The sequence below is a fragment of the Curtobacterium sp. MCBD17_026 genome, from assembly GCF_003234895.2.
GTDB lineage: Bacteria > Actinomycetota > Actinomycetes > Actinomycetales > Microbacteriaceae > Curtobacterium > Curtobacterium flaccumfaciens.
The window spans coordinates 1,709,154-1,735,323 of sequence record NZ_CP126281.1 but is presented as its reverse complement, the minus strand read 5'-3'; the positions used below and the strand labels follow the sequence as shown (position 1 = coordinate 1,735,323).

Genomic DNA, 26,170 nt, shown 5'->3' with positions numbered 1-26,170 from the left:
CGTGCAGGGCATGCAGGTCCTCGTCACCGGCGCCACCGGGTACATCGGTGGTCGTCTCGTCCCTCGTCTCCTCGAAGCCGGCCACTCCGTCCGGGTGTTCGTGCGCAATCCCCGGAAGCTCCAGGACGTCCCGTGGAGCAGTGAGGTCGACGTCGCGCAGGGCGACCTCCAGGACGCCGAGGCGGTGCGCGCCGCCGTCGACGGGATCGAGGCGGTCTACTACCTGGCCCACGCGATGGGGGCCGACGGCGACTTCGAGTCGGCCGAGCGCGAGGCCGCCGAGACCATGGCGCGCGAGGCGAAGGCGGCCGGCGTCAGCCGGTTCGTCTACCTGGGCGGGCTGCACCCGGACGGCGAGCTGTCGAAGCACCTCCGCAGCCGCAAGGAGGTGGGGGAGATCCTCCTCGGCTCGGGCGTGCCGACGGTGGCGTACCAGGCAGGGGTCGTAATCGGCTCGGGCAGCACCTCGTTCGAGATGATCCGGCACCTGACCGACGTCCTGCCGTGGATGCCCGCGCCGCGCTGGGTCCGCAACCACATCCAGCCGATCGCGGTCCGCGACGTCCTGTACTACCTGGTGGCCGCGCTCGACGTCCCCGCCGACGTCAACCGCACCTTCGACATCGGCGGCCCCGACGTCCTGCGGTACGGCCAGATGCTGAACGGCTACGCGGTCGAGGCGAAGCTGCCCCAGCGCCCGATCACGGTCCTGCCGGTGCTCACCCCGCGCCTCGCCGCACACTGGTTCAACGCCGTCACCCCGATCCCGCGCAAGCTCGCGACGCCGATCATCGAGTCGCTGCAGTTCGAGTGCGTGCAGCGCGAGCACGACATCGACGACGTCGTGCCGCAGCCCGAGGGCGGGCTCACCTCGTACCGTCGGGCCGTCCGCCTCGCGCTCAACAAGATGCGCGCCGGTCAGGTCCAGACGAGCTGGCGCAGCGCGACGCTCTCGAGCGCCTCGGCCGACCCGATGCCGAACGACCCCGACTGGGCCGGGCACACCGTCTACGTCGACGACCGGAAGCGGCACTCCAGTGCCTCCGCCGAGGACGTCTGGCGCGTCGTCGAGTCGATCGGCGGCGAGAACGGCTGGTACTCGTTCCCGCTCGCCTGGGTCGCCCGCGGCTGGATGGACAAGATCGCCGGCGGTGTCGGCCTGAACCGCGGGCGTCGTGACCAGCAGCGCCTGGAGCAGGGCGACGCGCTCGACTGGTGGCGCGTCGAACGGCTGGAGCGCGGCCGGTACCTGCGGCTCCGTGCCGAGTTCAAGTCGCCCGGCCGTGCGTGGCTCGAGATGACCGTCACACCGAACCCCGACGGCGGCAGCGACTACCACCAGCGGGCGATCTACTTCCCGCAGGGACTCGCCGGCCGGCTGTACTGGTACGGCATCCTGCCGTTCCACGGCATCATCTTCCCCGGTATGGTCGAGCGCATCACCGCCGCCGCCGAGCGGGAGTCCGACCACACCGAGTCGACGCAGCGCAACCGGACGCAGCAGACCGAGACCCCCGAGCCGGCGCACGAGGAGGCAGCATGACCGACGACCGCAGCCCCGTCCTCTTCCTGGGGGACAGCATCACCGAACAGGGTGACTGGGACACGTGGCTCCCCGACGAGCACACGCTGAACCAGGGCATCGGCGGCGACACGACCGACGGCGTCCTGACGCGCCTCGACGCCGTCGTCGCCGAACAGCCCGAGGTGATCGTGCTGCTCATCGGCACGAACGACTTCGGCAACCACCGCGCCAGCGCCGAGCACGTGGTCCGCAACGTCGAGACCATCCTGGTCACGCTCCGCCGCGAGCTGCCGGGCGTGCGTCTGCTGCTCGTGTCGATCCTGCCCCGGCAGGCCGAGTACGCCACGAAGATCGAGCAGGCCAACCGGCACCTCCGTCAGTTCGTCGCCACCTGCCACGCGCAGTACCTCGATGCCTGGCCCGCCCTGGCCGACGGCGACCACCTGGACGCCCGCTTCACCGAGGACGGCCTCCACCTGACCGAAGAGGGCTACCGCGCGCTGGTCGGGGAGCTGGTGCCGGCGCTCGAGCGCGTCCGCGACCTGCCACCGATGTCGCGGTCGATCCAGGCGATCGACCTCGACGGTTCCTCGGACTGATGGCCGCACGCAAGGGGCGACCCCCGGTGGGGTCGTCCCAGCACGGCGTGCCCGCAGGGTCCCCTCGACCCGCACCCGTCGCACCGGCCAACGGTGCCCGTGCCACGCCGCCCTTCACCCGCCCGGCACTGGCGCCGTCGATGATCGCGGCGGTCGTGCTGCTGGCCTGCGTCGCCATCGTCGACTCGTCGGGCTTCGTCTTCGCCCGCTGGGGCGTCACCGTGCTCGCGTTGATCGTGCTCGTCTTCAGCGTGCGCGGGAAGGTCTGGTGGGCCGCCCTGCTCATGGCCGCCGTCGCCGTCTGCTGGAACCCGCTCGTCACGGTGCCGATCCCCGGACAGGTGTGGGCGGCGCTTCAGCTGGTGGCCGCCGCGCTGTTCATCGTGGTGGGCATCGTCGTCAAGGTGCCCCGCGAGTCGGACGGACGGTAGGATCGGCAGGTCGGGTACAGGACCCGACCGCACGACCCGAAGGGCATGGATGAACGACGAGACCGAGCCGGTGACCGAGAGTCCTCTGCTGAACCCTCGACCGTCCTCCGGCGGTCTCGACCGATCCGACGTCGTCGTCCGCAAGGGGCGACTGACCCTGATCAACGGACACCTCACGCCGCAGCAGTCGATGATCGAGGACCTGCTGTTCCTCGACGACGCGCTCACCGAGGCTGACGTCGACCACCTGCTCATCCGGGGCAACGACCAGCGCCCGGTGATCGCCCTCGACGAGCGTGACCGCCAGCGCGCCGAGAGCGCCGTGATGTCCGCGGCCGTCAACGAGCCCTTCTACGCGAAGCCCCCGGGAAAGCCGGCCGTACTCGTGCAGGACGACGGACTCGGCTCCGTCGAAGAACCGGTGCTCCGCGTGTTCCGCCCACGGCTCGAACCTCTCGGACGCCTCCGCTACGGCGCCGAGACGAGTGTCCAGCTCGAGTTCTGGCGCGTCACCGACACCGAGGTCCTCGCTCCCGTCGAGAACGCCCTGATGCGTCGGAGCCTCCCGATCGACGAGTTCGTCCTCGTCGACATCGAACGCTACGGCCGCACCTGGCGCACCGTCGAGCACATGTTCGACGACCACGTCTCGGACATCCGCTTCCCGATCGACATCGTCTTCTCGTGGGTCGACGGCAACGCCATCGAGTACCAGCGCGCCCGCCAGGCCGCACAGTCGAACGCCGTCCTGGGCGAGGGCGACGACGCCCCGGCCCGGTTCCGCCAGATCGACGAGCTGAAGTACGCGCTCCGCTCGGTGCACACCTTCGCGCCGTGGATCCGCCAGATCTACATCGCGACGGACTCCCCGGCGCCGCACTGGCTCGCCGAGCACCCGAAGGTCCGCATCGTCCGCAGCGAGGAGTTCTTCGCCGACCCGTCCGTGCTGCCGACCCACAACTCGCAGGCCGTCGAGTCGCAGCTGCACCACATCCCGGGCATCAGCGAGCACTTCATCTACTCGAACGACGACATGTTCTTCGGTCGCCTGACCGACCCGTCGATGTTCTTCAGCCCCGGGTCGGTGACGAAGTTCATCCTCGCCACCACCCGCATCGGGCTCGGGTCGAACAACCCCGCACGCAGCGGTTTCGAGAACTCCGCCCGCGTGAACCGTCGCCTGCTGCAGCAGCGCTTCGGCGCGGTGACCACCCGGCACCTCGAGCACGCCCCGACGCCCCTGCGCGCCTCGATCATGACCGAGATGGAGCACGAGTTCGCCGACGAGTTCGCGTCGACGGCAGCCTCGCGCTTCCGTGCCGCGGACAACATCTCGGTGACGAACTCGCTGTACCACTACTACTCGCTGCTCACCGGTCGAGCCATCGTGCAGGAGACCGCCGACGTCCGCTACATCGACACCACGATGCAGTCGGGGCTCCGGTCGCTCGACGAGCTGCTGAAGAAGCGGAACGCCGACTTCTTCTGCCTCAACGACGGCAGCTTCCCGGAGGTCAGCGACGAGGAGCGCACGCAGCGCGTGACGGACTTCCTGGAGCGCTACTTCCCGTTCCCCGCGCCGTGGGAGCGCCCCAGCGCTTAGGACGCGCCAGCGTCCTGCTGGGGCGCTCCGGGCGAGCCTGCGAGCCCGGTCCCACGGGGCGCTTAGGACGCGCCAGCGTCCTGCTGGGGCGCTCCGGGCGAGCCTGCGAGCCCGGCCCCACGGGGCGCGCAGGACGCGCCAGCGTCCTGCTGGGGCGCTCCGGGCGAGCCTGCGAGCCCGGTCCCACGGGGCGCTCAGGGCGCTCAGGGCGCGCCAGCGTCCTGCTGGGGCGCTCCGGGCGAGCCTGCGAGCCCGGCGCCGGACCCCAGCCACCGGGTTCGGACCCTCCGCCGGCCTCCGCCGGCCCCCAACCAGCCTCGACCGGTCACGACTCCCCGCCACCCACACGCCGAGCGGTCACAGACCGTCGCCTGCGCCGCCCGCAAACGACGAAACGTGACCACGCGACGCAGCACCGGCGGTGTGTCGCGACCACTCCGCGGGCCGGGAGGCGCGAGTCGGCCCCGCCGCGGGCCTCCCGGCCGTCCGGCGTGCCATCGGGACGCACCCCGGCGCGCGGTCAGGACACCCCGTTGGCTGCCCGCCGAGCGGTCACAAACTGTTGCTTGCAGCGCCGTCGGGCGACGGAACGTGACCACTCGCCTCGGAGTGACGGGGAGTCGTGACCGCACGCACCCGCGCTTGCTGAGCAGAAGAGGTCGGGTCCGCATGACGGACCCGACCTCTCCTGCACTCGAAGTGCGCGGCGCTACCGGTGGACGGGGGAGACGGGCACCGAGTCGAGCGTGAACACCGGGATGCTCGAGGTGACCGGTGCAGGCTCGACGGCCGCGGGGATCGTCACGCCGTGCGCGGCGAGCTTCGCCTCGGTCTCGAGCGCGGAGACGGGCTGTCCGACGGTGGCGTAGTGCCCGATCGGCACCACCGAGTGGACGACGTTGCGCCCGTAGACGTGCACGAGGTTGAACGACTGCGCACCGTCACGGCCGCGAGTGCCGCCCTGGTACTCGGTGAGGTCCTGGGTGTAGCAGGTGGCGCTGGCGACGGACACCGGGATGCCGGCGAACACGGCACTGGTCGAGTAGTGCAGGTGACCGGCGATGATGGCGAGGACGTCGCTGCCCTCGACGACCTCGGCCAGGGCCTGCTGGTCGCGCAACTCGACGAGGACGGTGAGGTCTTGGACGCTCGGCACGGGCGGGTGGTGCATCGCCAGGATGGTGCCGTGCGGCGCAGCCTCGGACAGGACCTCGGCGAGCCAGTCGAGCTGCTCGGGGGAGACCTCGCCGTGGTGGTGACCCGGGACGCTCGTGTCGAGGGTGATCACGCGGAGACCGTTGACGTCGTAGACGAAGTCGACCGGGCGATCGGTGGGCTGCAGGCCGAAGAGCTCCTGACGGAACGCGCCGCGCTCGTCGTGGTTGCCCATCGCCCAGATGACCTGTGCACCGATGCGCTGCGCGGCCGGCTCGAGGATCTCGCGGACACGGGCGTACGCGCCCGGCTCGCCCTTGTCGGCCACGTCGCCGGTGACGACGATCGCTTCGGGACGCGTGCCCGACGCTTCGATGTCGGCGACGATCTGCGTGAGTCGAGCGGCGGAGTCGACATCGCCGTACAGGTCGCGGTCCCCGGAGACGAGGTGCGTGTCGCTGAGGTGGAGGAGGAAGTGGTTCGGCCTGGGGTGTTCGGCCGTCCGGCTGTCCATCGGGGTCTCATTCCGTTGGCGGATGCGTGGTGCAACACGTTGCCACACCGTCCTGGACGAGTCCAGCACGCGAGAGTGAACCAGCCGTGAACTGGGGGCGGCGTTTCGCGTTGTGGACGAAGAAACCCCCGCCACTCCGTGACGGGGGTTGCTTCGTGCGCTACCGATCAGTGATCGCCGGGGCCGACCTGGGGAGCCTGGTGGCCACCCTCGAGGTTCGGGCCGTGGTGCGCGGCGTGCGCTGCCTCGAGCTCTGCCTTCGAGACCGGCTCGATGCGGTCCTCGAAGAAGAAGCGGGAGACGCCGGCGCGTACCTTCTGCAGACCCGTGATCTTGCCCTTGGCGTTCGGGCGGATCATCAGCGGCTTGTACTCGTTGAACTGCAGGAGCTTCCAACGCTCGTACTCGTCGAGCTGCTCGTGCACCTCGATGTACTCGCCGTGGGGGAGCCGCACGATGCGGCCCGACTCGTAGCCGTGCAGGACGATCTCGCGGTCCTTCTTCTGCAGTGCGAGGCAAACACGCTTCGTGATCCAGAAGGCGACGAACGGACCGAGGACCGTCGTTGCCTGGATCACGTGGATCACGTGTTCGATCGACACCAGGAAGTGCGTCGCGATGATGTCCGACGAGGCTGCTGCCCAGAGGCTGGCGTAGAGCGTGATGCCAGCAGCACCGAACGCCGTGCGCGTCGGGGCGTTGCGCGGGCGGTCGAGGATGTGGTGCTCACGCTTGTCGCCCGTGACCCACGCCTCGATGAAGGGGTACAGCAGGATCGCCAGAATGAGCAGCACCAGGACCGCGATCGGCGCCAGGATGTTGAACGACACCGTGTAGCCGAACCACACGACCTCCCAGTGCGGCGGGACCAGTCGGAGCGCGCCGTCGGCGAAGCCGATGTACCAGTCGGGCTGGGTACCGGCGGACACCGGGGAGGGGTCGTACGGGCCGTAGTTCCAGATCGGGTTGATCGTGAACAGCGACGCGATGAGGGCCAGGATGCCCGCGACGATGAAGAAGAACCCACCGGCCTTCGCGGCGAACGCCGGGAGGATCGGGACACCGACGACGTTCTCGTTGGTCTTGCCCGGACCGGCGAACTGCGTGTGCTTGTTGATCACGACGAGCACGAGGTGGACACCGAGCACCGCGACGAGGATCGCCGGCAGCAGCAGGATGTGCAGCGTGTACAGGCGGCCGACGATGTCGGTCCCCGGGAACTCGCCACCGAACAGCAGGTAGGCGATCCAGACGCCGATGACCGGGACACCCTCGATCATGCCGACGATGATCCGCAGACCGTTTCCGGAGAGCAGGTCGTCGGGGAGCGAGTAGCCGGTGAAGCCCTCGGCCATGGCGAGGACCCAGAGCAGGAAGCCGAAGACCCAGTTGAGTTCACGCGGCTTGCGGAAGGCACCGGTGAAGAACACGCGGGCCATGTGCAGCATGATCGACGCCACGAACAGCAGGGCCGCCCAGTGGTGGACCTGACGGACGAAGAGCCCGCCGCGGATGTCGAACGAGATGTCGAGCGTGGACTGCAGGGCCGTCGACATCGCCACGCCCTTGAGCGGGACGTACGAGCCGTTGTAGACGACCTCGGTCATGGACGCCTGGAAGAAGAACGTCAGGAAGGTCCCGGAGAGCAGCACGACGACGAAGCTGTACAGCGCCACCTCGCCGAGCATGAAGCTCCAGTGGTCCGGGAAGATCTTGCGGCCGACTTCCTTGACGAGGCCCGAGATGCTGGTGCGCTCGTCGATGTAGTTGGCGACCCCGCCGATGATGCGGGATCCGCGCTCCGGCGCCGGCTTGTTCGTCGACGTGTTCGGTGCGGTGGTGGTGGTGCTGGTCATCAGCGTTCACGCTCCCAGAAGGACGGTCCGACCGGCTCGTGGAAGTCGCTCTGGGCAACCAGGTAGCCGTCGTCGTCGATCGCGATCGGAAGTTGGGGGAGGGGGCGTGCTGCCGGACCGAAGATGACCTCGCAGTTGTTCGAGACATCGAAGGTGGACTGGTGGCACGGGCACAGCAGGTGGTGCGTCTGCTGTTCGTAGAGCGCGACGGGGCAACCGACGTGGGTGCAGATCTTGGAGTACGCGACGATGCCGTCGTAGCCCCAGTTCTCGTGGCCCTTGGACGGGTTGAGGTCCTTCGGGTCGAGACGCATCAGGAGGACGGAGGCCTTCGCCTTCTCTTCCAGCATGTGCTCGGACTCGAGCATGCCCTCGGGGATGACGTGGAACACCGAACCGATGGTGACGTCCGAGGCCTTGATCGGCAGACCCGTCGGGTCCTTCGTCAGGCGCAGGCCCTGCTTCCAGAAGGTGTGGCGGAGCAGCTCGTTGGGGTCCTCGGCCGGAGCGAGGTCACGGACCAGGACGATGCCGGGGAGCGGGAACGCGGCCAGGGCACCGATCATCGAGTTGCGGATCAGCTTGCGACGGCTGAAGCCGGACTCCTTGTCGGCGAGCTGGAACGCCTCCACCGCCTTGGCGCGGGTGGCGTCGGTGCCGCGGGTGCCGTGACGGAGCTCGGTGATCTCACGGTCGACGACGAGGGACTTCGACCAGTAGACGGCGCCGAGGCCGAGGGCGAGGAGCGCGAGGGCGATCGACAGGCCCAAGAAGAGGTTCGCGGTGCGGACCGTCCCGAAGTCGCTCGGGTCGATCGGGAAGGCGACGTACGCCGCGATCGACAGGACGCTGCCGACGATCGACAGGTAGAAGTAGGCGGCGACCTGGCGCTCGGCCAGACGCTGCTTCTTCGGGTCGACGTCGGTGCGACGCGGGCGGTGCGGCGGCTCGCCCGGGTTCTCGAACGGGTCGACGGGGAGGACCGCGATCCCGGGGGAGGTGGTCGTGCCGTGCTTCTCGACAGCCGAGGACGAGTTCAGCGTCTCGTCGTCGTGCTCTGCCATGGTGTTCCCTTCAGTGTCGTTCGACACGGACGATCAGTTGGACTTCGCGGTCAGCCAGACGGTCATCGCGACGACCGCGCCGAGTCCGAAGATCCAGATGAACAGACCCTCGGCGACCGGCCCCAGGGAGCCGAGTGCGAAGCCACCGGGGGACTTGTTGTCCTGCACGTACTTGAGGTACGTGATGATGTCGGCCTTCTGCTCCGGCGTCAGGTTCAGGTCGTTGAAGACCGGCATGTTCTGCGGGCCTGTGAGCATGGCCTCGTAGATGTGCTTGCCGGAGACCGTCTCGAGGCTCGGGGCGTACTTGCCCTCGGTCAGTGCACCACCGGCGCCGGCCACGTTGTGGCACATGGCGCAGTTGATGCGGAACAGCTCGGCGCCTTCGGCAGCGTCGCCCTCCTCGCCGTTGGTGAGCTCGGTGGACGGGACCGACGGGCCGGGGCCGAGGGAGGCGACGTACTGCGCGAGCGCGTCGACCTGCTCGTCCGTGAACTGCGCGGGCTTCTCTTCAGCCTGCGGACCCTGAGCGGCCATCGGCATGCGGCCGGTGCCGACCTGGAAGTCGACCGACGCGGACCCGACACCGATGAGGGACGGGCCTTCACTCGTGCCCTGGGCGGAGAGACCGTGGCAGGTGGCGCAGTTCGAGGCGAAGAGCTTCTCGCCCTCGTTCACCTGCGACTGGCTCGAGGCGGCGACGGTGCTCGTGCTGTCGTCGGCGTTCGCCGTGGAGCTGAACAGTGCGTACGCGCCACCGGTGGTCATGAGACCCACGACGATGAGCGACACGGTCGCCATCGGTGAACGGCGGCCCTTCTTGGACTTGGTTCTGTTGAACATGTGCTGGGGGGTGTCCAGTTCCTACTTGAGAAGGTAGATGACGGCGAAGAGGAAGATCCACACGACGTCGACGAAGTGCCAGTAGTACGACACGACGATGGCGGTGGTCGCTTCCTTGTGGCCGAAGTTCTTGGCAGCGAAACCGCGGCCGAGCGTCAGCAGGAAGGCGATGAGGCCACCGGTCACGTGGAGCCCGTGGAACCCGGTGGTCATGTAGAACGCCGAGCCGTAGGCGCTGGAGGAGAGCGTCACGCCCTCGTGCCAGAGGTTGGCGTACTCGAAGATCTGGCCGCAGACGAAGATCGCACCCATCGCGTAGGTGACGAAGAACCACTCCGTCATGCCCCAGTGGCGCGGGTTCCAGCTCGTCCGGTGCACCTGGAAGCGCTCCGCAGCGAACACGGCGAACTGGCAGGCGAAGCTGGACAGCACCAGGATGATCGTGTTCACGGAGGCGAAGGGCACCTCGAGCTTCGCGGTCTCGGTCGCCCAGAGCTCAGGGGACGTGCTGCGGAGCGTGAAGTAGATCGCGAACAGGCCGGCGAAGAACATGACCTCGCTGCCCAGCCACACGATCGTCCCCACGGCCACGGCGTTCGGCCTGTTGAGGGCCGGACCGCTGGCTGATCTGGAGAGAGAGGTGCTAGTCACGTCCTCCATTATGACCGAAACCACTGACAGTGTTTTCGCAGGCGACTGGCGGGTCTCTCGAATTCACTACGATCGACCCATGCCTGACGCACTTTCTTGGCCAGCGGTGATCAGCGCGCTCATGGCGCGCGAGGACCTGACGATCAGGCAGTCCACATGGGCCATGGAGGAGATCGTGCACGGGCGCGCCACCCAGGCACAGATCGCGGCCTTCGCCGTGACGCTCCGCGCGAAGGGCGAGACCGTCGACGAGGTCGTCGGGTTCCGCGACGCGATCCTGGACGCCGCGGTTCCGCTCGACGTCGACCCGATGGCGCTCGACATCGTGGGGACCGGTGGCGACGTCGTCGGCACCGTGAACATCTCGACCATGGCGGCGATCGTGATCGCGGCCGCCGGGGTCCCCGTCGTCAAGCACGGCAACAAGGCCAGCTCGTCGAAGTCCGGGTCGAGCGACGTGCTCGCCGCCCTCGGACTCGATCTCACGATGGACGCCGCGCGTGTCGCGGACACCTTCCGGCGTGTCGGCCTGACCTTCGCCTTCGCCAACGCGTTCCACCCCGGTTTCGCCCACGCGGGCCCGGTCCGGCGCGAGATCGGCGTGCCGACGGTGTTCAACTTCCTCGGCCCGCTCGTCAACCCCGCGCGGTGCGAGGCCAATGCCGTGGGTGTCGCCCAGCTCGACCTCGTGTCGATCATCACGGGCGTGTTCCAGACGCGCGGGGCGACGGCGCTCGTGTTCCGCGGCGACGACGGACTCGACGAGCTGACCACCACCGGGCACAGCCACATCTGGGAGGTCACCGGCGGCCGCGTGACCGAGCACGACCTCGACCCACGCGACCTCGGCATCGCCCGAGCCCGGACGGAAGACCTGCTCGGCGGCGACCCCGAGCACAACGCCGCTGTCGTCCACCGGGTGCTCGCGGGGGAGACCGGACCCGTCCGCGACATCGTCCTGCTGAACGCCGCGGCCGGCCTCGTCTCGTTCCGGCTGGCGCAGGACCCGAACGAGTCTGACCGGCCGGTCCTGCAGCGCTTCCGTGAGCAGCTGGTCGTCGCCGCCGAGGCGATCGACTCGGGCGCCGGTGCGCGCAAACTGGCTGATTGGGTCGCGGTCCCGACCGCGACCGACGCGCAGTAGACGCTACGGACGGCACGCAGGAGACGCGATGCACGGGAGGCCCGGTGCCGGTTCCAGGAACCGGCACCGGGCCTCCCGTCGGTGCGTTCAGTGCACGCGGTGAGCGTGCGCCCGCTTCGTTACTGCACGTCCTCGTCGACCCAGTCGAAGGTCTTCGTGACGGCCTTCTTCCACAGGCGGAGCGTGCGCTCGCGCTCGGCGGCGTCGAGCTGGGGCTCCCAGCGCTTGTCCTCCTGCCAGTTGGCACGGAGCTCGTCGAGGTTGGCCCAGAAGCCGACCGCGAGGCCGGCGGCGTAGGCCGCACCGAGCGCCGTCGTCTCCGCGACGACGGGACGGACCACCGGCACGTTGAGGATGTCGGCCTGGAACTGCATGAGCTCGCTGTTCGCGGTCATGCCACCGTCGACCTTGAGCTCGGTCAGGTCCACACCGGAGTCGGCGTTGACCGCGTCGAGCACCTCGCGGGTCTGCAGCGCCGTCGCCTCGAGCGCGGCACGCGCGATGTGCCCCTTGTTGACGTAGCGGGTCAGACCGACGATCGCGCCGCGGGCATCGGGACGCCAGTACGGCGCGAAGAGCCCGGAGAACGCCGGCACGAAGTACACGCCACCGTTGTCCTCGACGGTCTTGGCCAGGGCCTCGACCTCCGGGGCGCTGCCGATCAGACCGAGGTTGTCGCGGAGCCACTGGATGAGCGAGCCCGTGACGGCGATCGAACCCTCGAGGGCGTAGTGCGTCTCCTGGTCGCCGAGCTTGTAGCCGACGGTGGTGAGCAGGCCGTTCTCGGAGCGGACGATCTCGGTACCGGTGTTGAAGATCAGGAAGTTGCCGGTGCCGTAGGTGTTCTTCGACTCGCCCTGGTCGAACGCGGCCTGACCGAAGGTCGCGGCCTGCTGGTCGCCGAGGATGCCGGCGATCGGGACCTCGCGCAGCAGGCTCGAGGACTCGACGTGGCCGTAGACCTCGGAGGAGCTGACGATCTCGGGGAGCATCGACTTCGGCACGCCGAAGTCGGCGAGGATGTCGTCCCGCCACTGCAGCGTCTCGAGGTCCATGAACAGCGTGCGGGACGCGTTCGTGACGTCGGTCTTGTGGACGCCGCCGTCGACGCCACCGGTCAGGTTCCAGAGGACCCAGGTGTCGGTGGTGCCGAAGAGCAGGTCGCCCGCCTCGGCCTTCTCACGAGCACCCTCGACGTTCTCGAGGATCCACATGATCTTGGTGCCGGCGAAGTAGGTCGCGAGCGGCAGGCCGACGATGGCCTTGTACTTGTCGGTGTCGCCGTCGGCGAGCTTGTCGACGAGCGCCTGCGTGCGGGTGTCCTGCCAGACGATCGCGTTGTAGATCGGCTTGCCGGTGGTCTTGTCCCAGACGACCGCGGTCTCGCGCTGGTTGGTGATGCCGACGGCTGCGACGTCGTGGCGCGTGATGTCGGCACGCGACAGTGCCTGACCGATCACCTCGCGGGTGTTGTCCCAGATCTCGGCGGGGTCGTGCTCGACCCACCCGGCACGCGGGAAGATCTGCTCGTGTTCCTTCTGCCCGGTCGAGATGATCGAACCGGAGTGGTCGAACACGATTGCTCGGGTCGAGGTCGTGCCCTGGTCGATGGCGACGATGTAGTCGGCCATTGGTGCTCCTTACGGGTGTTCGGTGCGGTGCGCGGTCGGTCGTGCGGAACGGCCGGTCACGCCTTCGGGGTGGGGGTGGGTCAGCTGACGACGGGCAGCAGGGCGACGGACAGGCCGGCGGCGATGGCGCCACCGATCAGCGGTCCGACGACCGGCACCCAGGCGTAGGCCCAGTCGCTCGAGCCCTTGCCCTTGATGGGCAGGAGGGCGTGGGCGATGCGCGGACCGAGGTCACGAGCCGGGTTGATGGCGTAGCCGGTGGGGCCACCGAGGCTGACACCGATCGCGATCACGAGGAACGCGACGGGGATCGCGCCGAGCTCCGACGGGGTCTGACCGTTCGTGAACGCGATGACGACGAAGACCAGCACGAAGGTGCCGATGATCTCCGTCACGAGGTTCCAGCCGTAGGAACGGATCGCGGGGCCGGTCGAGAAGACGCCGAGCTTGGCGGCCGCGTCGGGCTCCTCGTCGAAGTGCTGCTTGTAGGCGAGCCAGACGATGACCGCACCGATGACGGCGCCGATCAGCTGGGCGAGCCAGAACAGGAACATCTCACCGACGGTGATGTTGCCGAGGATCGCCTGCGCGAGGCTGACCGCGGGGTTGAGCTGTCCGCCGGACTTGTAGGACACGGTGACACCGGCGAAGACCGCGAAGCCCCAACCGATCGTGACCATCAGGAACCCGGCTCCGAAGCCCTTCGACTTCGCCAGCGAGACGGCGGCGACGACGCCGCCACCCAGGATGATGAGCATCGCCGTACCGACGAGCTCGGACAGGAACTTGACGCCGATGTCGTCCATCGGTGACCTCCAGTGCGTGAGGTGGGGGTCCGGCCGTGCTGCGCCGCACTCCCCGTTGAGTGATTGAGGCCAACCATAGTGATGCGGTTCCCGGCCCGGCGATGAATTCGTGGGCGAAGTGCGACATCGTGCACGAACGTGCAGGACGAGTGTCCCCTGCACGATCCCGAGCCGGTGACGCGTCCTCGGGGCGCTGCACGAACGTGCACGGGGAGCGGACGGCTGCCCGTGTCGTCGATGTAGATTGGGCGCACTCCGGTCGACGACGCGCGGTGTGACCGCCACGGTTCGACCTCGTACCCGTGGAGGCACCGCATGAAGAAGCTCATCAACGACCCGCAGGCCGTGGTCGAGGAGACCGTCCGGGGATTCGCCCGGGCACACGCCGGACACGTCGTCCTGGTCGAGGACCCGATCCACCTGCACCGCGCCGACGCGCCCGTCTCCGGCAAGGTCGGGATCGTCAGCGGCGGTGGCAGTGGTCACGAGCCGCTGCACGCCGGCTTCGTCGGGTACGGCATGCTCGACGCCGCGGTGCCCGGCCCGGTGTTCACGAGCCCGACGCCCGATCCGATCGTCGCCGCGACGAAGGCCGTGGACGGCGGTGCGGGCGTGCTGCACATCGTCAAGAACTACACCGGCGACGTGCTCAACTTCGAGACGGCCGCCGAGCTCGCGGCGATGGACGACGTCCGCGTCGAGTCCGTCGTGGTGGACGACGACGTCGCGGTGCAGGACTCCCTGTTCACCGCCGGCCGCCGCGGTGTCGCCGGGACCGTCGTGGTGGAGAAGTGCGCCGGCGCCGCCGCCGAGCGCGGGGACGACCTGGACGCGGTCGCCGCCGTGGCCCGGCACGTCAACGACGTCACACGGTCGATGGGGCTCGCGCTGGCGTCGGGCACCGTCCCGCACGCGGGGGAGCCGTCGTTCGTGCTGGCCGACGACGAGGTCGAGCTCGGCATCGGCATCCACGGCGAGCCGGGCCGCGAGCGGATCGCGATGGCACCGGCGGACGAGCTGGTCGACCGCGTGCTCGAACCGATCCTGACCGACCTCGACGCCCCGGCCGGGTCGTCGGTGCTGCTCCTGGTGAACGGCATGGGCGGCACCCCGCTGTCCGAGCTCTACATCGCGTACCGACGCGCCGCCGAGGTCCTCTCCGACCGCGGCTACCGGGTCACGCGTAGTTTGGTCGGCGACTACGTCACGTCCCTCGAGATGCAGGGGTTCTCGCTCACCGTCACGGTGCTCGACGACGAACTCACGGCCCTCTGGGACGCCCCGGTGGAGACCCCGGCAATGCGCTGGGGACGCTGAGCGATCGAGGACGGCCGCTCGACCACCGGACCACGAAACCTGGCCTCCCGGGCCGGACACACGAAGGGAACCGCATTGGCGCTCGACACCGCATGGGCCATCGAATGGGTCCGTCGCACCGCCGCGACGATCGACGAACACCGCGCCGAGCTCGTCACGCTCGACCGTGAGATCGGGGACGGCGACCACGGCGAGAACCTCGACCGCGGGTTCCGGGCCGTGCTCGAGGCCGTCGACTCCGGGTCCTTCGACACCCCGGGTGCCGTGCTCAAGACCATCGCGACGAAGCTCATCTCGACCGTGGGCGGGGCGGCCGGCCCGCTCTTCGGCACCGCCTACCTGAAGGCGGCGCAGGCCGCCGGTGACGCGGCCGAGCTCGACGCGGACACCCTCGTCGCCGTCCTCACCGCCGCCCGCGACGGGGTCGTGTCCCGCGGCAAGGCCGCGGTCGGCGACAAGACGATGGTCGACGCGTGGAGCCCCGCGGTCGACGCCGCAGCTGCGGCGGCCGGTGCCGGCGACGACCCGAAGGCCGTGCTCGCCGCAGCAGCCGACGCCGCCGCGCAGGGTGCGGCGGACACCGAGCCGCTCGTCGCCCACAAGGGCCGTGCGAGCTACCTCGGCGACCGCGCGATCGGGTACCGCGACCCCGGTGCGCAGTCGACCGCGTACATCCTGCGCGCAGCGGTGGACGCAGCGTGACCGTCGGCATCCTGGTCGTCTCGCACAGCGCGGCGATCGCGACCGGCACCGTCGAGCTGGCCCGGCAGATGGCTGCGGACGTGCCGCTCGTCGCCGCGGGCGGCACGGACGACGGCGGGATCGGCACCTCGTTCGAGGCGATCACCGCCGGCATCGAGGAGCTCGCCGAGGCGGACGCCGTCGTGGTGCTGTGCGACCTCGGCTCCGCCTACCTGACGACCGACACCGCGCTCGACTTCCTGGACGACGACGTCCGTGCTCGCGTCCACGTGTCGCAGGCCCCGTTGGTCGAGGGGACGGTGGCCGCCGCGGTCGCCGCCCAGACCGGCGGTGACGCCGACGCGGTCCTGGCCGCCGCGGCATCGGCCGCGGCTTCCGAGGCGGACGCGAGCAGCGCCTCCGATCCGTCTGGCGACCAGCCTGGAGGCACGGGGCCGGCCGACGGGGCTGCCCCCGTCGACGACGCGGCCGGCTCCGACCGCGTCAGCGCGTCGGTCGAGCTGGTGAACGAGACCGGGCTCCACGCCCGGCCCGCCGCGGAGTTCGTGAAGACGGCGGCGAAGTACGACGCGAGCGTGCACGTCAACGGCGTGGACGCGAAGAGCCTGCTGGCGATCATGGCCCTGGCGCTGCCGAAGGGGGCGACGGTGTCGATCGACGCGACCGGGCAGGACGCCCGGGCCGCGGTCGACGCCCTGGTGGAACTGGTCCGGTCCGGCTTCGGCGAGTGACACCGCCGCCGGGGGAGACCCCGGCGGCGGTGTCCGCTCCGGTCAACGGATCGAAATCGTCCCCGCCAGGTCGAGGTCCGAGGGGCCGCCGGTGACCCCGGCGTCCGCGAGCAGGGTGGCACCGAACACGGCGCTCCAGAACGTGCGGGCGTCACGGGCGACGCCGCTCGGGCTCGTCCAGCCCTGGTCGGCGACGACGCGTTCCAGGTAGCGCTCGGACTGCCGGAACAGCACGGCGAGCAGCAGACGCACGCGCTCACGCTGCGCCGGGTCGTCCCCGGCGGCCCCGAGCGCGCGCACCACGAGCGGGGTCGACGGCATCGCGAGGGCGGTGCGGGCGAGGACCTGGCGGAACGACCCCGGCGAGCGGGCACGACGGCCGGCCGCCTGCAGTCGCGTGGTGTCGCGGAGGAACAGCGCGAACGCGGCGTCGAGCACCAGGCGGTCCTTCGAGCCGTAGTGGTGCGTGATCTGGTTCGGGTAGACGCCAGCGGCCCGGGCGATCTCGCTGACGGTGATGCTCCGAGCACCCGCGCTCAGCAGTCCGGCCGTCGCGGCGAGGATCTTCGCCCGGGTCGCCGCGCCGCGTGCCGTGCCGGAGCCGTCCACCATGGTTGCCATGTCCGAATTGTACGTGGTACAACTCAACTTGTTCAACGTACAAGAGGAGTTCCCGTGGACATCGTCATCACCGGCTACGGCGCGGTCTCACCCTTCGGCCACGGCGTCGCGCCGCTCTGGGACGCCCTGGTGGCCGGTCGCTCCGGCGTCCGAGCCCTGCACCGTGACGGAGCGCTCTGGGAACAGGTGCCGATCCGGGTCGGGGCCGATGCCGCACTCGACGCCGAGGGGTCGCTCGGGCGCGTCCGCGCGAACCGCCTCGACCGCAGTCAGCAGCTGGCGCTCGTCGCCGCGGACGAAGCCTGGTCCGACGCCGGTGCCCCCGCGGTGGAGGGCGACCGCCTCGCCGTGGTGATCGGCACCGGGATCGGGGGAGTGGAGACGCTCCTCGACGCCCACGACGTGCTCGGTGCGTCCGGTGCCCGGCGGGTCTCACCGCGCACGGTGCCGATGCTCATGGCGAACGGTGCCGCCGCGCAGATCAGCATCGCGTACGGGGCGCGGGGCGGCGCTTACACGACGGTGTCGGCCTGCGCCTCGGGTGCCGAGGCCATCGCCACCGCCGCGCGACTCATCGCCACCGGTGAGGCCGACGTCGTCATCACCGGCGGCACCGAAGCCGCGGTCACCCCGGTGACGATGGCGTCGTTCGCCCAGTCGCAGGCACTCGCGAAGCCCGACGGCGACGACCCGACGACCCTGTCACGGCCGTTCGACGCCGACCGCCGCGGCTTCGTGCTCGGCGAGGGCGCCGGCATCGTCGTGCTCGAGCGTGCCGACCACGCCGCCGCCCGAGGCCAGCGGTCGCACGGCACGCTCGCCGGGTGGGGGATCACCTCGGACGCGCACCACATCACCGCACCGCTGACGGACGGCAGCGAGCAGGAGCGGGCCATGCGCGCCGCGATCCGGATGGCGGGACTCACCGGCGGCGACGTCGACCACGTGAACGCGCACGCCACGGGCACCCCCGTCGGCGACGTCGGCGAGGCGGCCGCCGTCAGTCGTGCGGTGGGGACCGGCGCGCTGGTCACCGCACCGAAGAGCGCGATCGGGCACATGTTCGGCGCCGCCGGCGCGGTCGAGGCGATCCTGACCCTGCGGGCGCTCGAGACCGGGACCGTGCCACCGACCCTGAACCTCGACCGGCTCGACCCCGCGGTGGACCTCGACGTCGTCTCCGGCACCGCCCGGACGGCGCCGCTCCGTGCGGCGTTGAACAACTCGTTCGGGTTCGGCGGTCAGAACGCGTCGCTGGTGTTCACCGCGGCGTGAGCTCCTGCAGGCCGGTGACCCGGAGCAGGTCGAGCTTCGCGGCGTCCTCGGAGCCCGGCACGACCGTGTAGACGACGATCCGCAGGTCACCGCCCGGCACGCTCAGCACGTCGCAGTCGATCTCCACCGGCCCGACCGGCGTGTGCACGACCTTGCGGCTCGCACGGTGCTCGGCGATCCGGCCGGTCTCCCAGCGGCGGGCGAACTCCGGAGACTCCCGCAGCAGCCGTTCGACCAGGTCCGCCAGGTCACGGTCCGCCGGGTAGCGGCCGTAGGCCTGCCGCAGATCGGCGGCGAGGTCGCTCGAGAACTCCTCCTGGTGCTCGTCGTCCCAGTCCACCCCGTCGTGCTCCTGCATGAAGTGCCGCCACACCAGGTTGCGCTCGAGTCCGACGTACCGAGAGGGGTCGCCGTTCACCGCGGCCCACAGCTCGTTCCAGAGCACGATGTCGTGGGTCGCCGTGAACACCGCGAGCGGGACGTCGCCGAGCCGGTCCACCAGCCGCTGCACGCCGGGCGTGATGTGCCGCGGCACCACCTGACGCGACGGCGGGGCGACGCCGGCCACCCGGCACAGGTGGTCCCGCTCCTCGGACGACAGCCGGAGCGCCGTCGCGAGGGCGGCGAGCAGCTGCGGTGACGGGTTCGTCGCCCGGCCCTGCTCGAGGCGGACGACGTAGTCGACACTCACGCCCGCCAGCGCGGCGAGCTCCTCACGGCGGAGGCCCGGGGTCCGTCTGCCGGGGCCGGCCGGCAGGCCGACCGCCTCGGGGCGCACCCGGTCACGCCAGGAACGCAACACGTTCGCGAACTCGCTCATGTCCACCATCATCGCCCCGCGCCTCCTGTCCGTCCTGGTACTGCCGGTCCCACCGTCGCACCGTGCCTGGGGGACCCTGGCCGGCGGGGGCAGGCTGGACGCATGACAACGACACTGATCACCGGGGCCAACCGCAGCCTCGGACTCGAGACCGCACGCCGACTGCTCGAAGCCGGCCACACCGTCTACGCCGGCATGCGCGACCCGGCGAGCGGCGACGACGCTCGCGCACTCGGCGCCCACGTCGTGCAGCTGGACGTCACCGACCAGGCCAGCATCGACGCGGCGATCGCGACGATCCCCGCGCTCGACGTCCTCGTCAACAACGCCGGGATCCTCGGCACCTCGTTCGGGGTCGACGACCTCGACGCGAGCGCGATGGCGACCGTGCTCGACACCAACGTCACCGGCATCGTCCGGGTGACCCAGGCCGCGCTGCCCCTGCTGCGACGCTCGGCAGCACCCGTCATCGTGAACGTCTCGTCGGGGGTGGGGTTCCCGCGCTGGCTGACGACGCCGGGGCACGACGAGTACGGGGTCCCGGCGGTGCCGTACGCGGCGTCGAAGGCGGCCGTGATCGCGTTGACCGTGCAGTACGCGAAGAACCTGCCCGGGTTCCGGGTGAACGCGAGCGACCCGGGCTACACCGCGACGGAGTTCAACGGGTTCGGCGGACACCAGACGATCACCGAGGGCACCGACGCCACCGTCATGCTCGCGACGATCGGCACCGACGGGCCGACGGGGGAGTTCCACAACCGCGAGGGCCGCATCGAGTACTGAGTGGCAGCGCTGGCGTCAGTCGTGCACGTCGGCGCCGAACCCCGGCCCGGGCCGCATCATCCAGCCGTCCGGGTCGGGCAGCGGGCGGAACCCGAACCGCTCGTACAGCCCGTGGGCATCCGCGGTGAACAGGGCGAAGCGCTTCAAGCCGAGCGGCTCGACCGCCTCGGTCACGCCGCGCACGAGTGCGACCCCGACGCCGCGGCCCCGGGCGTCGGGGTCCACGAACACGTCGGCGAGCCACCCGAACGTCACGCCGTCGGTGATCACCCGCGCGTAGCCGAGCTGCTCGCCGGTCGTCGCGTCGTACACGCCGAAGTTCCGGGAGCCGGCGACGATCGCCTCCTGCGTCACCCGGTCACGCCCACGGGCCCAGTACGACTCCTCGCTCAGCCAGCGGTGCACGCGGTCGACGTCCAGGTCGTCGGGGTCGGCGGAGAAGCGCAGATCGGTCACGCGACGAGTCAACCGGCGGACGCGCCCCCGGCGCAACGGCCGATCGGGTCGGGGTGGACCGCTCGCGTGGTCGGTTGGACGGGTGGCTGTCGACCTGGAGGCCCGTGGGGACCCCGACGCACGGGTCGCGTCGGGCGGTTGGTCGCGCTGGTCCGCCGCCCCTCGTCCGCCGTCCGGCGTCCGTCGTCCGTCTTCTGTCAGGATGGCCGCATGCGCGCCGTCCAGTACGCCCAGTTCGGTTCCGTCCCCTCGATCGTCGACCTGCCGGAACCGGTCGCGCCCGACCACGGCATCGTCGTCCGGGTGGCTGCCACCGGTGTGTGCCGCAGCGACTGGCACGCGTGGAAGGGGCACGACGACTCGGTCCGGCTGCCGCACGTGCCCGGCCACGAGTTCGCCGGCGTCGTCGCGGCGATCGGTGCGGGCGTCCAGCGCTTCACCGTCGGCGACCGCGTCACGGCCCCGTTCGTGTTCGCCTGCGGGACCTGCGCCGAATGCCTCGACGGCGCCACGCAGGTGTGCACCGCCCAGCAGCAGCCCGGGTTCGACCTGCAGGGCTCGTACGCGGACTCCCTGGTCGTCCCGCACGCCGACCTCAACCTCGTCGCACTGCCCGACGCCGTGGACTTCGCGGTGGCGGCGGCACTGGGCTGCCGGTTCGGCACCGCGTTCCACGCGCTGCACGCCCGAGGGCGCGTGGCCGCAGGGGAGTGGGTCGTGGTCTACGGGTGCGGGGGAGTCGGGCTCTCGGCGGTCATGGTCGCCGTGGCCGCCGGCGCGCACGTGGTCGCCGTCGACGTCTCCGTGGCCGCACTCGAACGTGCCGCCGCCCTGGGCGCCGACACCGTGCTGATGGACACCGATGCCGTCACCGCGGTCCGATCCAGCACCGGCGGTGGAGCGCACGTCTCGCTCGACGCCTTCGGCAGCCGTGCCACCTCCGTCGCCGCCGTGGCGTCCCTGCGTCCGCGCGGCCGACACGTGCAGGTCGGGCTGCTGCTCGACGACGAAGCCGCTCCGGCGATCCCGATGGGCCGGGTCATCGCGGACGAACTCGAACTGCTCGGCAGCCACGGCGCACCGGTCGGGGAGTACGGCGCGATGCTCGACGCCGTCGTGGCCGGGCGACTGCGTCCGGAGCAGACGATCGGCCGCACGATCGGCTTCGACGACCTGCCCGAGGCGCTCGTCGCGATGGACCGACCCGCAACGTCGTCGGGCATGACCGTCGCGGTGTTCTGAGGCTCGGGCGTTTCCGTCAGCCCTCGGTCCGCGCGTCTGCGCCGCGGCGGATGCGGAGCACGACCGCGCCGACGACCAGCACCGCCAGGATCGCGACGACCCCGAACAGGAGCGCCTGACCGCCGTGCCCGTGCGCGTGCGTGCCGGTGCCGGTGCCGGTGCCGGTGTTCGATGCTGCTGCCGCTGCCGTGGGACCCGAGGACGGCGTGGGCGTGGGCGCGGCCGTCGGGCTGGTCGTGGGCGGGAGAACGGACTGCGATGCGGCCGGTTCCACCGTGAACGCGAGCTGCCCCTCGATCGGGTGGCCGTCGGGGGAGACGTACCGCCAGACGACGGTGTGCGGCCCGGGGGAGAGCGACACCGCCTTCGACATCGAGGTGCCTTCGACGGTCACTGCTCCGGAGGACTCGTCGGCACCGCCGTCGTCGCGAACCTCGATGCGCAGACCGGCTTCGAGCCCGGCCAACGGCGCCTCGTTGAAGGTGAGTGTCACTCGCTCGAGGTTGGCGGCCACCGTGGCGCCGTCCGCCGGATCACTCGAGGTCAGTGCTGCGTGCGCAGAGGCAGGTGTCGCGCCGACCAGCACGAGGAACGCGGACAGGGCGACGGCGAACAGGACCCGGGGCGTCGCGGTTGGTGAGTGGCGTTGGTCATCTCGGTGATCGTGCACGCGTCCACGCTAGGGAAGCGATGTCGAGCGTCCCGTCAGCCGAGCGGTCCCGGTAGTGATGTCTGAGTTGACATAATATGCATTATCGGCGCGCGGGTGGATGCCTCGGATGAGCCCTGCGTGAGCAGAAGAGGTCGAGTCCGACGAACGGACTCGACCTCTTCTGCTCACTGGGAGACGACGGCGTCAGTCGGCGGGCTTCGTCGGGACGTCGTCGGCGTCGATCTCGAGCGCCGCCGGCTCGCCGCCCTGTTCCTCCAGGGTGTCCTGGTCGGTGTCGGGCTGTTCCGGCGACTCGCTCTGCGTGGTCTCTTCGGCTGGGTCAGGCTGGCTGTAGCTCATGCGCCGGACGGTACGCCCGGGTTCCTGAACGGCTGCAAGCTCGGCGCGCTCTGGCTCACGCCTGGGTCAGGAAGACCGCGGTGACGATGTAGCCGATGATCCCGACGATGATCGCGACGACCGACAGGATGATGCCCGCGAGGATCATACCCCGGCTGCCACCGCGCTTCCGCGCGAGGATGCCGAGCACCAGACCGACGATGCCCGCGACCACGCCGATGATGGCGAGGAAGATGCCACCGACGGTACCGACGATGCCGAGCACCAGGGAGACGATGGCGAAGGTGTTCGACTGCGCGGGCGCGTTGCCGGGGTTGGACATGGTGGAGCTCCTTCTGGTCAGGACGCCGATCCAGGCCGGGCAGCCGATCGTGAGCGTCGGTCAGAACGCTAGTCCTCGCACACGGCTGGTGCCCAGATTCGCCCGCGGAGCCTGTCCCCCGGCTCAGGCTCCGACGTACGCCGCCAGGTGCTGCCCGGTCAGCGTCGACCGTGCCGCCACGAGCTCGGCGGGCGTCCCCTCGAACACGATGCGCCCGCCGTCGTGCCCGGCACCCGGCCCGAGGTCGATGATCCAGTCGGCGTGCGCCATCACGGCCTGGTGGTGTTCGATCACGACGACCGTCCGACCGGCCTCGACGAGCCGGTCGAGCAGACCGAGCAACTGGTCGACGTCGGCCAGGTGCAGGCCGGTGGTCGGCTCGTCGAGCACCACGACGCCGCTGCGGTCACCGAGGTGCGTCGCGAGTTTCAGCCGCTGCCGCTCTCCCCCGGACAACGTGGTGAGCGGTTGTCCGATCGTCAGGTACCCGAGACCCACGTCGGCGAGCCGGGCGAGGATCGTGTGGGCCGCCGGCAGTGCGGACTCCCCCGCCGCGAAGAACGCCAGCGCGTCGGCGACGGACATGCCGAGCACCTCGCTGATGTCCTTCCCGCCCAGGTGGTAGCCGAGCACGGACTGGTCGAACCGCTTGCCGTCGCACTCGACGCAGGGGCTCGCGACGCCCGCCATCATGCCGAGGTCGGTGTACACGACACCGGCACCGTTGCACGCCGGGCAAGCACCCTCCGAGTTGGCGCTGAACAGTGCGGGCTTGACACCGTTGGCCTTCGCGAAGGCCTTGCGGATCGGCTCGAGCAGGCCGGTGTACGTCGCCGGGTTGCTCCGCCGCGAGCCACGGATCCCGCTCTGGTCGATGGCGACCACGTCGTCGCGGCGGGCCAGCGACCCGTGGATGAGGGTGCTCTTGCCCGAGCCGGCGACCCCCGTGACGACGGTCAGCACCCCGGTGGGCACGTCCACGTCGACGTCGTGCAGGTTGTGGGCCGAGGCGCCGCGGATCGCGATCGCCCCGCCCGGACGACGCACCTCGGACTTCACGGTGACGCGGTCGTCCAGGTGCCGACCGGTCACGGTCCCGCTGGCACGCAGCCCGTCGACGGGCCCCTGGTAGCAGAGCGTCCCACCGCCGGACCCGGCACCGGGGCCGAGGTCGACGACGTGGTCGGCGATCGCGATGACCTCGGGCTTGTGCTCGACGACCAGGACGGTGTTGCCCTTGTCGCGCAACCGGACGAGCAGTTCGTTCATCCGCTCGATGTCGTGCGGGTGCAGCCCCGTGCTCGGCTCGTCGAACACGTAGGTGACGTCACTGAGCGAGGAGCCGAGGTGCTTCACCATCTTCACGCGCTGCCCCTCTCCCCCGGACAGCGTGCCGGTCGGGCGGTCGAGCGACAGGTAGCCGAGTCCGATCTCGACGAAGGACTCGAGCAGGTCGCGGAGCCCCTCGAGCAACGGCCCGACCCCGGGGTCGTCGAGACCCCGCAGCCAGGTGACGGCATCGGTGATCTGCATCGCGCAGACGTCCGCGATGCTGCGGCCCGCGATCTTCGACGAGCGGGCGGTGTCGTTCAACCGGGTGCCGTCGCAGGCCGGACACGTCGTGAAGGTCACCGCACGGTCGACGAATGCCCGGATGTGCGGCTGCATCGCCTCCCGGTCCTTCTGCAGGAACGACCGACGGACCCGGTGCACGAGCCCCTCGTAGGTCATGTTGATGCCGGCGATCTTCTGCTTCGTCGGCTCGCGGTACAGGAAGTCCTGCCGCTCCTGCTCGGTGAAGTCGCGGATCGGGGTGTCCCGGTCGAAGTAGCCCGACTCGGCGTACAGCCGCACGTTCCACCCGTCGGTCCCGTACCCGGGGATCGTGAGCGCACCGTCCCCGAGCGACTTCGTGTCGTCGAACAGCTGCGTCAGGTCGATGTCGTTCACCAGCCCCCGACCCTCACATTCGGCGCACATGCCGCCGAGCCGTGTGAACGAGACCTTCTGGGCCTTCGCGTCCGCACCCTTCTGCACCGTGATCGCTCCCCCGGCCGTCACGGTGGCGAGGTTGAACGAGAACGCGTTCGGCCCCCCGATGTGCGGTTGACCGAGTCGGCTGAACAGCACGCGCAGCATCGCGTTCGCGTCCGTGGCGGTGCCGACGGTGGAGCGCGGGTCGGCGCCGATGCGCTCCTGGTCGACGACGATCGCGGTGGTCAGGCCGTCGAGCAGGTCGACGTCCGGCCGCGCGAGCGAGGGCATGAACCCCTGCACGAACGCACTGTAGGTCTCGTTGATCATCCGCTGTGACTCGGCGGCGACGGTGCCGAACACGAGCGAGCTCTTGCCCGAGCCGGAGACCCCGGTGAACACCGTGAGCCGCCGCTTCGGCAGGTCCACGTCGACGTCGCGCAGGTTGTTCGCGCGGGCACCGCGCACCCGGATCCGGTCGTGCCGGTCGGCAGGGTGCGCGTCGGCGCCGGTGGGCTCGTCGTCGACCGGATCGGTGTGCATGCGGGTCAGCGTACCGACGGGAGGCCCGTGGCGGAGCCGCCACGGGCCTCCCGTCCGGTCCGGGGCCGGCCGTCAGGCCGTGGTGCGGTGCTCAGGCGCCGTGTCGGCGCACCAGGTCCGGCAGCTCGGCGGGCTCGAACTCCTCGTCGGTCGCGTCGAGTTCGTCGGCGGTCCACCACCGCGAGGCGAGGATGTCGACGCGCTCGTCGTCGGTCCACTCGGCGTCGGACAGTTCGAAGCCCGGCGTGCGGACGACGTAGAACTCGGCGTGCCCGCGGTCGTGGTCGGCGAGGTCCCACTCGACCGTGAAGTCCCAGGACCACACCGGTTCGCCGGGTTCGTCGATGACGATCCCGGTCTCCTCGCGCAGCTCGCGGATCGCGGCGTCGCGGTGGGACTCCCCCGGGTCGACTCCACCGCCAGGCGTGATCCAGCGGTGGGCTCCGTCGGACGACGGCGACTTCGTGTCCATCAGGAACACGCGGCCCTCTGGGTCGAGCAGCAGGATGCGGGAGGTGCGGCGCAGGCCGGGTTTGGCGGTCACCTGCCC

Annotated in this window: 26 protein-coding genes; 11 read left to right on the top strand and 15 right to left on the bottom strand. The window is 70.4% G+C overall.

Translation table 11 applies throughout. The features are described from left to right. Positions 1-10 precede the first annotated feature (10 nt). Genes DEI85_RS08125 through DEI85_RS08110 form a run of 4 tightly spaced genes read left to right on the top strand, consistent with a single transcriptional unit; the run spans position 11 to position 4,158 of the window. A complete protein-coding gene (locus tag DEI85_RS08125; protein WP_258369860.1) occupies positions 11-1,543 on the top strand; it encodes an SDR family oxidoreductase in 1,533 nt (510 codons plus the stop codon). Next, positions 1,540-2,124, top strand: a complete 585-nt coding sequence (locus DEI85_RS08120) for a GDSL-type esterase/lipase family protein (RefSeq protein ID WP_071244688.1) — start codon at positions 1,540-1,542, stop codon at positions 2,122-2,124. The genes DEI85_RS08125 and DEI85_RS08120 overlap by 4 nt, the downstream gene beginning before the upstream one ends. After that, positions 2,124-2,555 carry a DUF6804 family protein gene (locus tag DEI85_RS08115; RefSeq protein WP_110860026.1) on the top strand — a complete coding sequence of 144 codons (432 nt, stop codon included), beginning with the start codon at positions 2,124-2,126 and terminating at the stop codon, positions 2,553-2,555. Before DEI85_RS08120 ends, DEI85_RS08115 begins: the two co-directional genes overlap by 1 nt. A gap of 49 nt (positions 2,556-2,604) precedes the next feature. Further along, positions 2,605-4,158: a stealth family protein gene (locus DEI85_RS08110; protein ID WP_110860028.1), complete on the top strand. Its 1,554-nt coding sequence runs from the start codon at positions 2,605-2,607 to the stop codon at positions 4,156-4,158. Positions 4,159-4,867: 709 nt separating this feature from the next. Here DEI85_RS08110 and DEI85_RS08105 read toward each other — a convergent pair. The 5 genes from DEI85_RS08105 to ctaE all read right to left on the bottom strand — a co-directional run bounded on the left by DEI85_RS08105 (position 4,868) and on the right by ctaE (position 10,250). Beyond that, positions 4,868-5,827, bottom strand: coding sequence for a phosphodiesterase (locus DEI85_RS08105; RefSeq protein ID WP_110860030.1), 960 nt, complete (start codon positions 5,825-5,827; stop codon positions 4,868-4,870). 167 nt (positions 5,828-5,994) lie between these two features. Next, positions 5,995-7,683, bottom strand: a complete 1,689-nt coding sequence (gene qcrB / locus DEI85_RS08100; RefSeq protein ID WP_110860032.1) for a cytochrome bc1 complex cytochrome b subunit — start codon at positions 7,681-7,683, stop codon at positions 5,995-5,997. Then, positions 7,683-8,747: a cytochrome bc1 complex Rieske iron-sulfur subunit gene (qcrA, locus tag DEI85_RS08095; RefSeq protein WP_027465615.1), complete on the bottom strand. Its 1,065-nt coding sequence runs from the start codon at positions 8,745-8,747 to the stop codon at positions 7,683-7,685. Before qcrA ends, qcrB begins: the two co-directional genes overlap by 1 nt. A gap of 33 nt (positions 8,748-8,780) precedes the next feature. Continuing rightward, positions 8,781-9,590 (bottom strand): cytochrome bc1 complex diheme cytochrome c subunit, encoded by an 810-nt coding sequence (qcrC, locus tag DEI85_RS08090; protein ID WP_110860034.1) that lies wholly within the window; start codon positions 9,588-9,590, stop codon positions 8,781-8,783. A gap of 21 nt (positions 9,591-9,611) precedes the next feature. Continuing rightward, the gene (gene ctaE, locus DEI85_RS08085; RefSeq protein ID WP_027465617.1) at positions 9,612-10,250 is read right to left on the bottom strand and encodes an aa3-type cytochrome oxidase subunit III; all 639 of its coding nucleotides are present in this window, start codon (positions 10,248-10,250) and stop codon (positions 9,612-9,614) included. 70 nt (positions 10,251-10,320) lie between these two features. Here ctaE and trpD point away from each other — a divergent pair, with 70 nt between their 5' ends. After that, a complete protein-coding gene (gene trpD, locus DEI85_RS08080; RefSeq protein WP_110860036.1) occupies positions 10,321-11,385 on the top strand; it encodes an anthranilate phosphoribosyltransferase in 1,065 nt (354 codons plus the stop codon). 119 nt (positions 11,386-11,504) lie between these two features. Here the strand turns inward: trpD and glpK are convergent, their stop codons facing one another. Continuing rightward, complete coding sequence (gene glpK / locus DEI85_RS08075) at positions 11,505-13,016, bottom strand: glycerol kinase GlpK (RefSeq protein ID WP_110860038.1); 1,512 nt, start codon at positions 13,014-13,016, stop codon at positions 11,505-11,507. An 80-nt stretch (positions 13,017-13,096) separates the two neighbouring features. Then, the gene (locus DEI85_RS08070) at positions 13,097-13,822 is read right to left on the bottom strand and encodes an MIP/aquaporin family protein (protein WP_110860040.1); all 726 of its coding nucleotides are present in this window, start codon (positions 13,820-13,822) and stop codon (positions 13,097-13,099) included. Positions 13,823-14,137: 315 nt separating this feature from the next. On the opposite strand from DEI85_RS08070, the gene dhaK reads away from it, so the two are divergent. The 3 genes from dhaK (at position 14,138) to dhaM (ending at position 16,572) form a co-directional block, all read left to right on the top strand. Next, on the top strand, positions 14,138-15,139 hold the full coding sequence (gene dhaK / locus DEI85_RS08065) for a dihydroxyacetone kinase subunit DhaK (protein WP_110860042.1): 1,002 nt from the start codon (positions 14,138-14,140) through the stop codon (positions 15,137-15,139). Between the two features lie 75 nt (positions 15,140-15,214). Further along, positions 15,215-15,841 (top strand): dihydroxyacetone kinase subunit DhaL, encoded by a 627-nt coding sequence (gene dhaL, locus DEI85_RS08060; RefSeq protein ID WP_110860044.1) that lies wholly within the window; start codon positions 15,215-15,217, stop codon positions 15,839-15,841. Beyond that, positions 15,838-16,572 carry a dihydroxyacetone kinase phosphoryl donor subunit DhaM gene (gene dhaM / locus DEI85_RS08055; RefSeq protein ID WP_110860046.1) on the top strand — a complete coding sequence of 245 codons (735 nt, stop codon included), beginning with the start codon at positions 15,838-15,840 and terminating at the stop codon, positions 16,570-16,572. The genes dhaL and dhaM overlap by 4 nt, the downstream gene beginning before the upstream one ends. A gap of 42 nt (positions 16,573-16,614) precedes the next feature. Here dhaM and DEI85_RS08050 read toward each other — a convergent pair whose 3' ends face one another. Further along, complete coding sequence (locus DEI85_RS08050) at positions 16,615-17,193, bottom strand: TetR/AcrR family transcriptional regulator C-terminal domain-containing protein (RefSeq protein ID WP_111122976.1); 579 nt, start codon at positions 17,191-17,193, stop codon at positions 16,615-16,617. 54 nt (positions 17,194-17,247) lie between these two features. Between DEI85_RS08050 and DEI85_RS08045 the strand changes: the two genes are divergently transcribed. Beyond that, a complete protein-coding gene (locus DEI85_RS08045) occupies positions 17,248-18,468 on the top strand; it encodes a beta-ketoacyl-[acyl-carrier-protein] synthase family protein (RefSeq protein ID WP_110860050.1) in 1,221 nt (406 codons plus the stop codon). Here DEI85_RS08045 and DEI85_RS08040 read toward each other — a convergent pair. Continuing rightward, entirely contained in the window at positions 18,455-19,288 is an 834-nt protein-coding gene (locus DEI85_RS08040; RefSeq protein ID WP_181420043.1) for a helix-turn-helix domain-containing protein, read from the bottom strand. The two genes, DEI85_RS08045 and DEI85_RS08040, sit on opposite strands and share 14 nt — an antisense overlap. Before the next feature lie 102 nt (positions 19,289-19,390). Between DEI85_RS08040 and DEI85_RS08035 the strand changes: the two genes are divergently transcribed. Continuing rightward, positions 19,391-20,071 (top strand): SDR family NAD(P)-dependent oxidoreductase, encoded by a 681-nt coding sequence (locus DEI85_RS08035; RefSeq protein ID WP_110860054.1) that lies wholly within the window; start codon positions 19,391-19,393, stop codon positions 20,069-20,071. 15 nt (positions 20,072-20,086) lie between these two features. Here DEI85_RS08035 and DEI85_RS08030 read toward each other — a convergent pair whose 3' ends face one another. Then, positions 20,087-20,527 carry a GNAT family N-acetyltransferase gene (locus tag DEI85_RS08030; RefSeq protein ID WP_111122975.1) on the bottom strand — a complete coding sequence of 147 codons (441 nt, stop codon included), beginning with the start codon at positions 20,525-20,527 and terminating at the stop codon, positions 20,087-20,089. A 210-nt stretch (positions 20,528-20,737) separates the two neighbouring features. Here DEI85_RS08030 and DEI85_RS08025 point away from each other — a divergent pair, with 210 nt between their 5' ends. Further along, a complete protein-coding gene (locus DEI85_RS08025) occupies positions 20,738-21,769 on the top strand; it encodes an alcohol dehydrogenase catalytic domain-containing protein (protein ID WP_111122974.1) in 1,032 nt (343 codons plus the stop codon). A 16-nt stretch (positions 21,770-21,785) separates the two neighbouring features. Here the strand turns inward: DEI85_RS08025 and DEI85_RS08020 are convergent, their stop codons facing one another. The 5 genes from DEI85_RS08020 to DEI85_RS08000 all read right to left on the bottom strand — a co-directional run bounded on the left by DEI85_RS08020 (position 21,786) and on the right by DEI85_RS08000 (position 26,164). Further along, a complete protein-coding gene (locus DEI85_RS08020) occupies positions 21,786-22,439 on the bottom strand; it encodes a copper resistance CopC family protein (RefSeq protein ID WP_111122973.1) in 654 nt (217 codons plus the stop codon). Positions 22,440-22,625: 186 nt separating this feature from the next. Continuing rightward, complete coding sequence (locus DEI85_RS08015) at positions 22,626-22,781, bottom strand: hypothetical protein (RefSeq protein ID WP_163343611.1); 156 nt, start codon at positions 22,779-22,781, stop codon at positions 22,626-22,628. 55 nt (positions 22,782-22,836) lie between these two features. Then, positions 22,837-23,103: a hypothetical protein gene (locus tag DEI85_RS08010; RefSeq protein WP_111122972.1), complete on the bottom strand. Its 267-nt coding sequence runs from the start codon at positions 23,101-23,103 to the stop codon at positions 22,837-22,839. 123 nt (positions 23,104-23,226) lie between these two features. Beyond that, positions 23,227-25,620, bottom strand: a complete 2,394-nt coding sequence (locus tag DEI85_RS08005) for an ATP-binding cassette domain-containing protein (protein WP_111122971.1) — start codon at positions 25,618-25,620, stop codon at positions 23,227-23,229. 91 nt (positions 25,621-25,711) lie between these two features. Beyond that, complete coding sequence (locus DEI85_RS08000) at positions 25,712-26,164, bottom strand: NUDIX hydrolase (RefSeq protein ID WP_111090825.1); 453 nt, start codon at positions 26,162-26,164, stop codon at positions 25,712-25,714. Between the last annotated feature and the right edge of the window lie 6 nt (positions 26,165-26,170).

Coding starts and splice junctions, on each gene's coding strand:
- DEI85_RS08105 (WP_110860030.1), bottom strand. CDS start 5,827: ATGGACAGCCGGACGGCCGAACACCCCAGGCCGAACCACTTCCTCCTC.
- dhaK (WP_110860042.1), top strand. CDS start 14,138: ATGAAGAAGCTCATCAACGACCCGCAGGCCGTGGTCGAGGAGACCGTC.
- trpD (WP_110860036.1), top strand. CDS start 10,321: ATGCCTGACGCACTTTCTTGGCCAGCGGTGATCAGCGCGCTCATGGCG.
- DEI85_RS08050 (WP_111122976.1), bottom strand. CDS start 17,193: ATGGCAACCATGGTGGACGGCTCCGGCACGGCACGCGGCGCGGCGACC.
- DEI85_RS08035 (WP_110860054.1), top strand. CDS start 19,391: ATGACAACGACACTGATCACCGGGGCCAACCGCAGCCTCGGACTCGAG.
- qcrB (WP_110860032.1), bottom strand. CDS start 7,683: ATGACCAGCACCACCACCACCGCACCGAACACGTCGACGAACAAGCCG.
- qcrC (WP_110860034.1), bottom strand. CDS start 9,590: ATGTTCAACAGAACCAAGTCCAAGAAGGGCCGCCGTTCACCGATGGCG.
- glpK (WP_110860038.1), bottom strand. CDS start 13,016: ATGGCCGACTACATCGTCGCCATCGACCAGGGCACGACCTCGACCCGA.
- DEI85_RS08015 (WP_163343611.1), bottom strand. CDS start 22,781: ATGAGCTACAGCCAGCCTGACCCAGCCGAAGAGACCACGCAGAGCGAG.
- DEI85_RS08005 (WP_111122971.1), bottom strand. CDS start 25,620: ATGCACACCGATCCGGTCGACGACGAGCCCACCGGCGCCGACGCGCAC.
- DEI85_RS08120 (WP_071244688.1), top strand. CDS start 1,540: ATGACCGACGACCGCAGCCCCGTCCTCTTCCTGGGGGACAGCATCACC.
- DEI85_RS08010 (WP_111122972.1), bottom strand. CDS start 23,103: ATGTCCAACCCCGGCAACGCGCCCGCGCAGTCGAACACCTTCGCCATC.
- DEI85_RS08040 (WP_181420043.1), bottom strand. CDS start 19,288: ATGAGCGAGTTCGCGAACGTGTTGCGTTCCTGGCGTGACCGGGTGCGC.
- DEI85_RS08110 (WP_110860028.1), top strand. CDS start 2,605: ATGAACGACGAGACCGAGCCGGTGACCGAGAGTCCTCTGCTGAACCCT.
- DEI85_RS08070 (WP_110860040.1), bottom strand. CDS start 13,822: ATGGACGACATCGGCGTCAAGTTCCTGTCCGAGCTCGTCGGTACGGCG.
- ctaE (WP_027465617.1), bottom strand. CDS start 10,250: ATGGAGGACGTGACTAGCACCTCTCTCTCCAGATCAGCCAGCGGTCCG.
- DEI85_RS08125 (WP_258369860.1), top strand. CDS start 11: ATGCAGGTCCTCGTCACCGGCGCCACCGGGTACATCGGTGGTCGTCTC.
- qcrA (WP_027465615.1), bottom strand. CDS start 8,747: ATGGCAGAGCACGACGACGAGACGCTGAACTCGTCCTCGGCTGTCGAG.
- DEI85_RS08115 (WP_110860026.1), top strand. CDS start 2,124: ATGGCCGCACGCAAGGGGCGACCCCCGGTGGGGTCGTCCCAGCACGGC.
- DEI85_RS08025 (WP_111122974.1), top strand. CDS start 20,738: ATGCGCGCCGTCCAGTACGCCCAGTTCGGTTCCGTCCCCTCGATCGTC.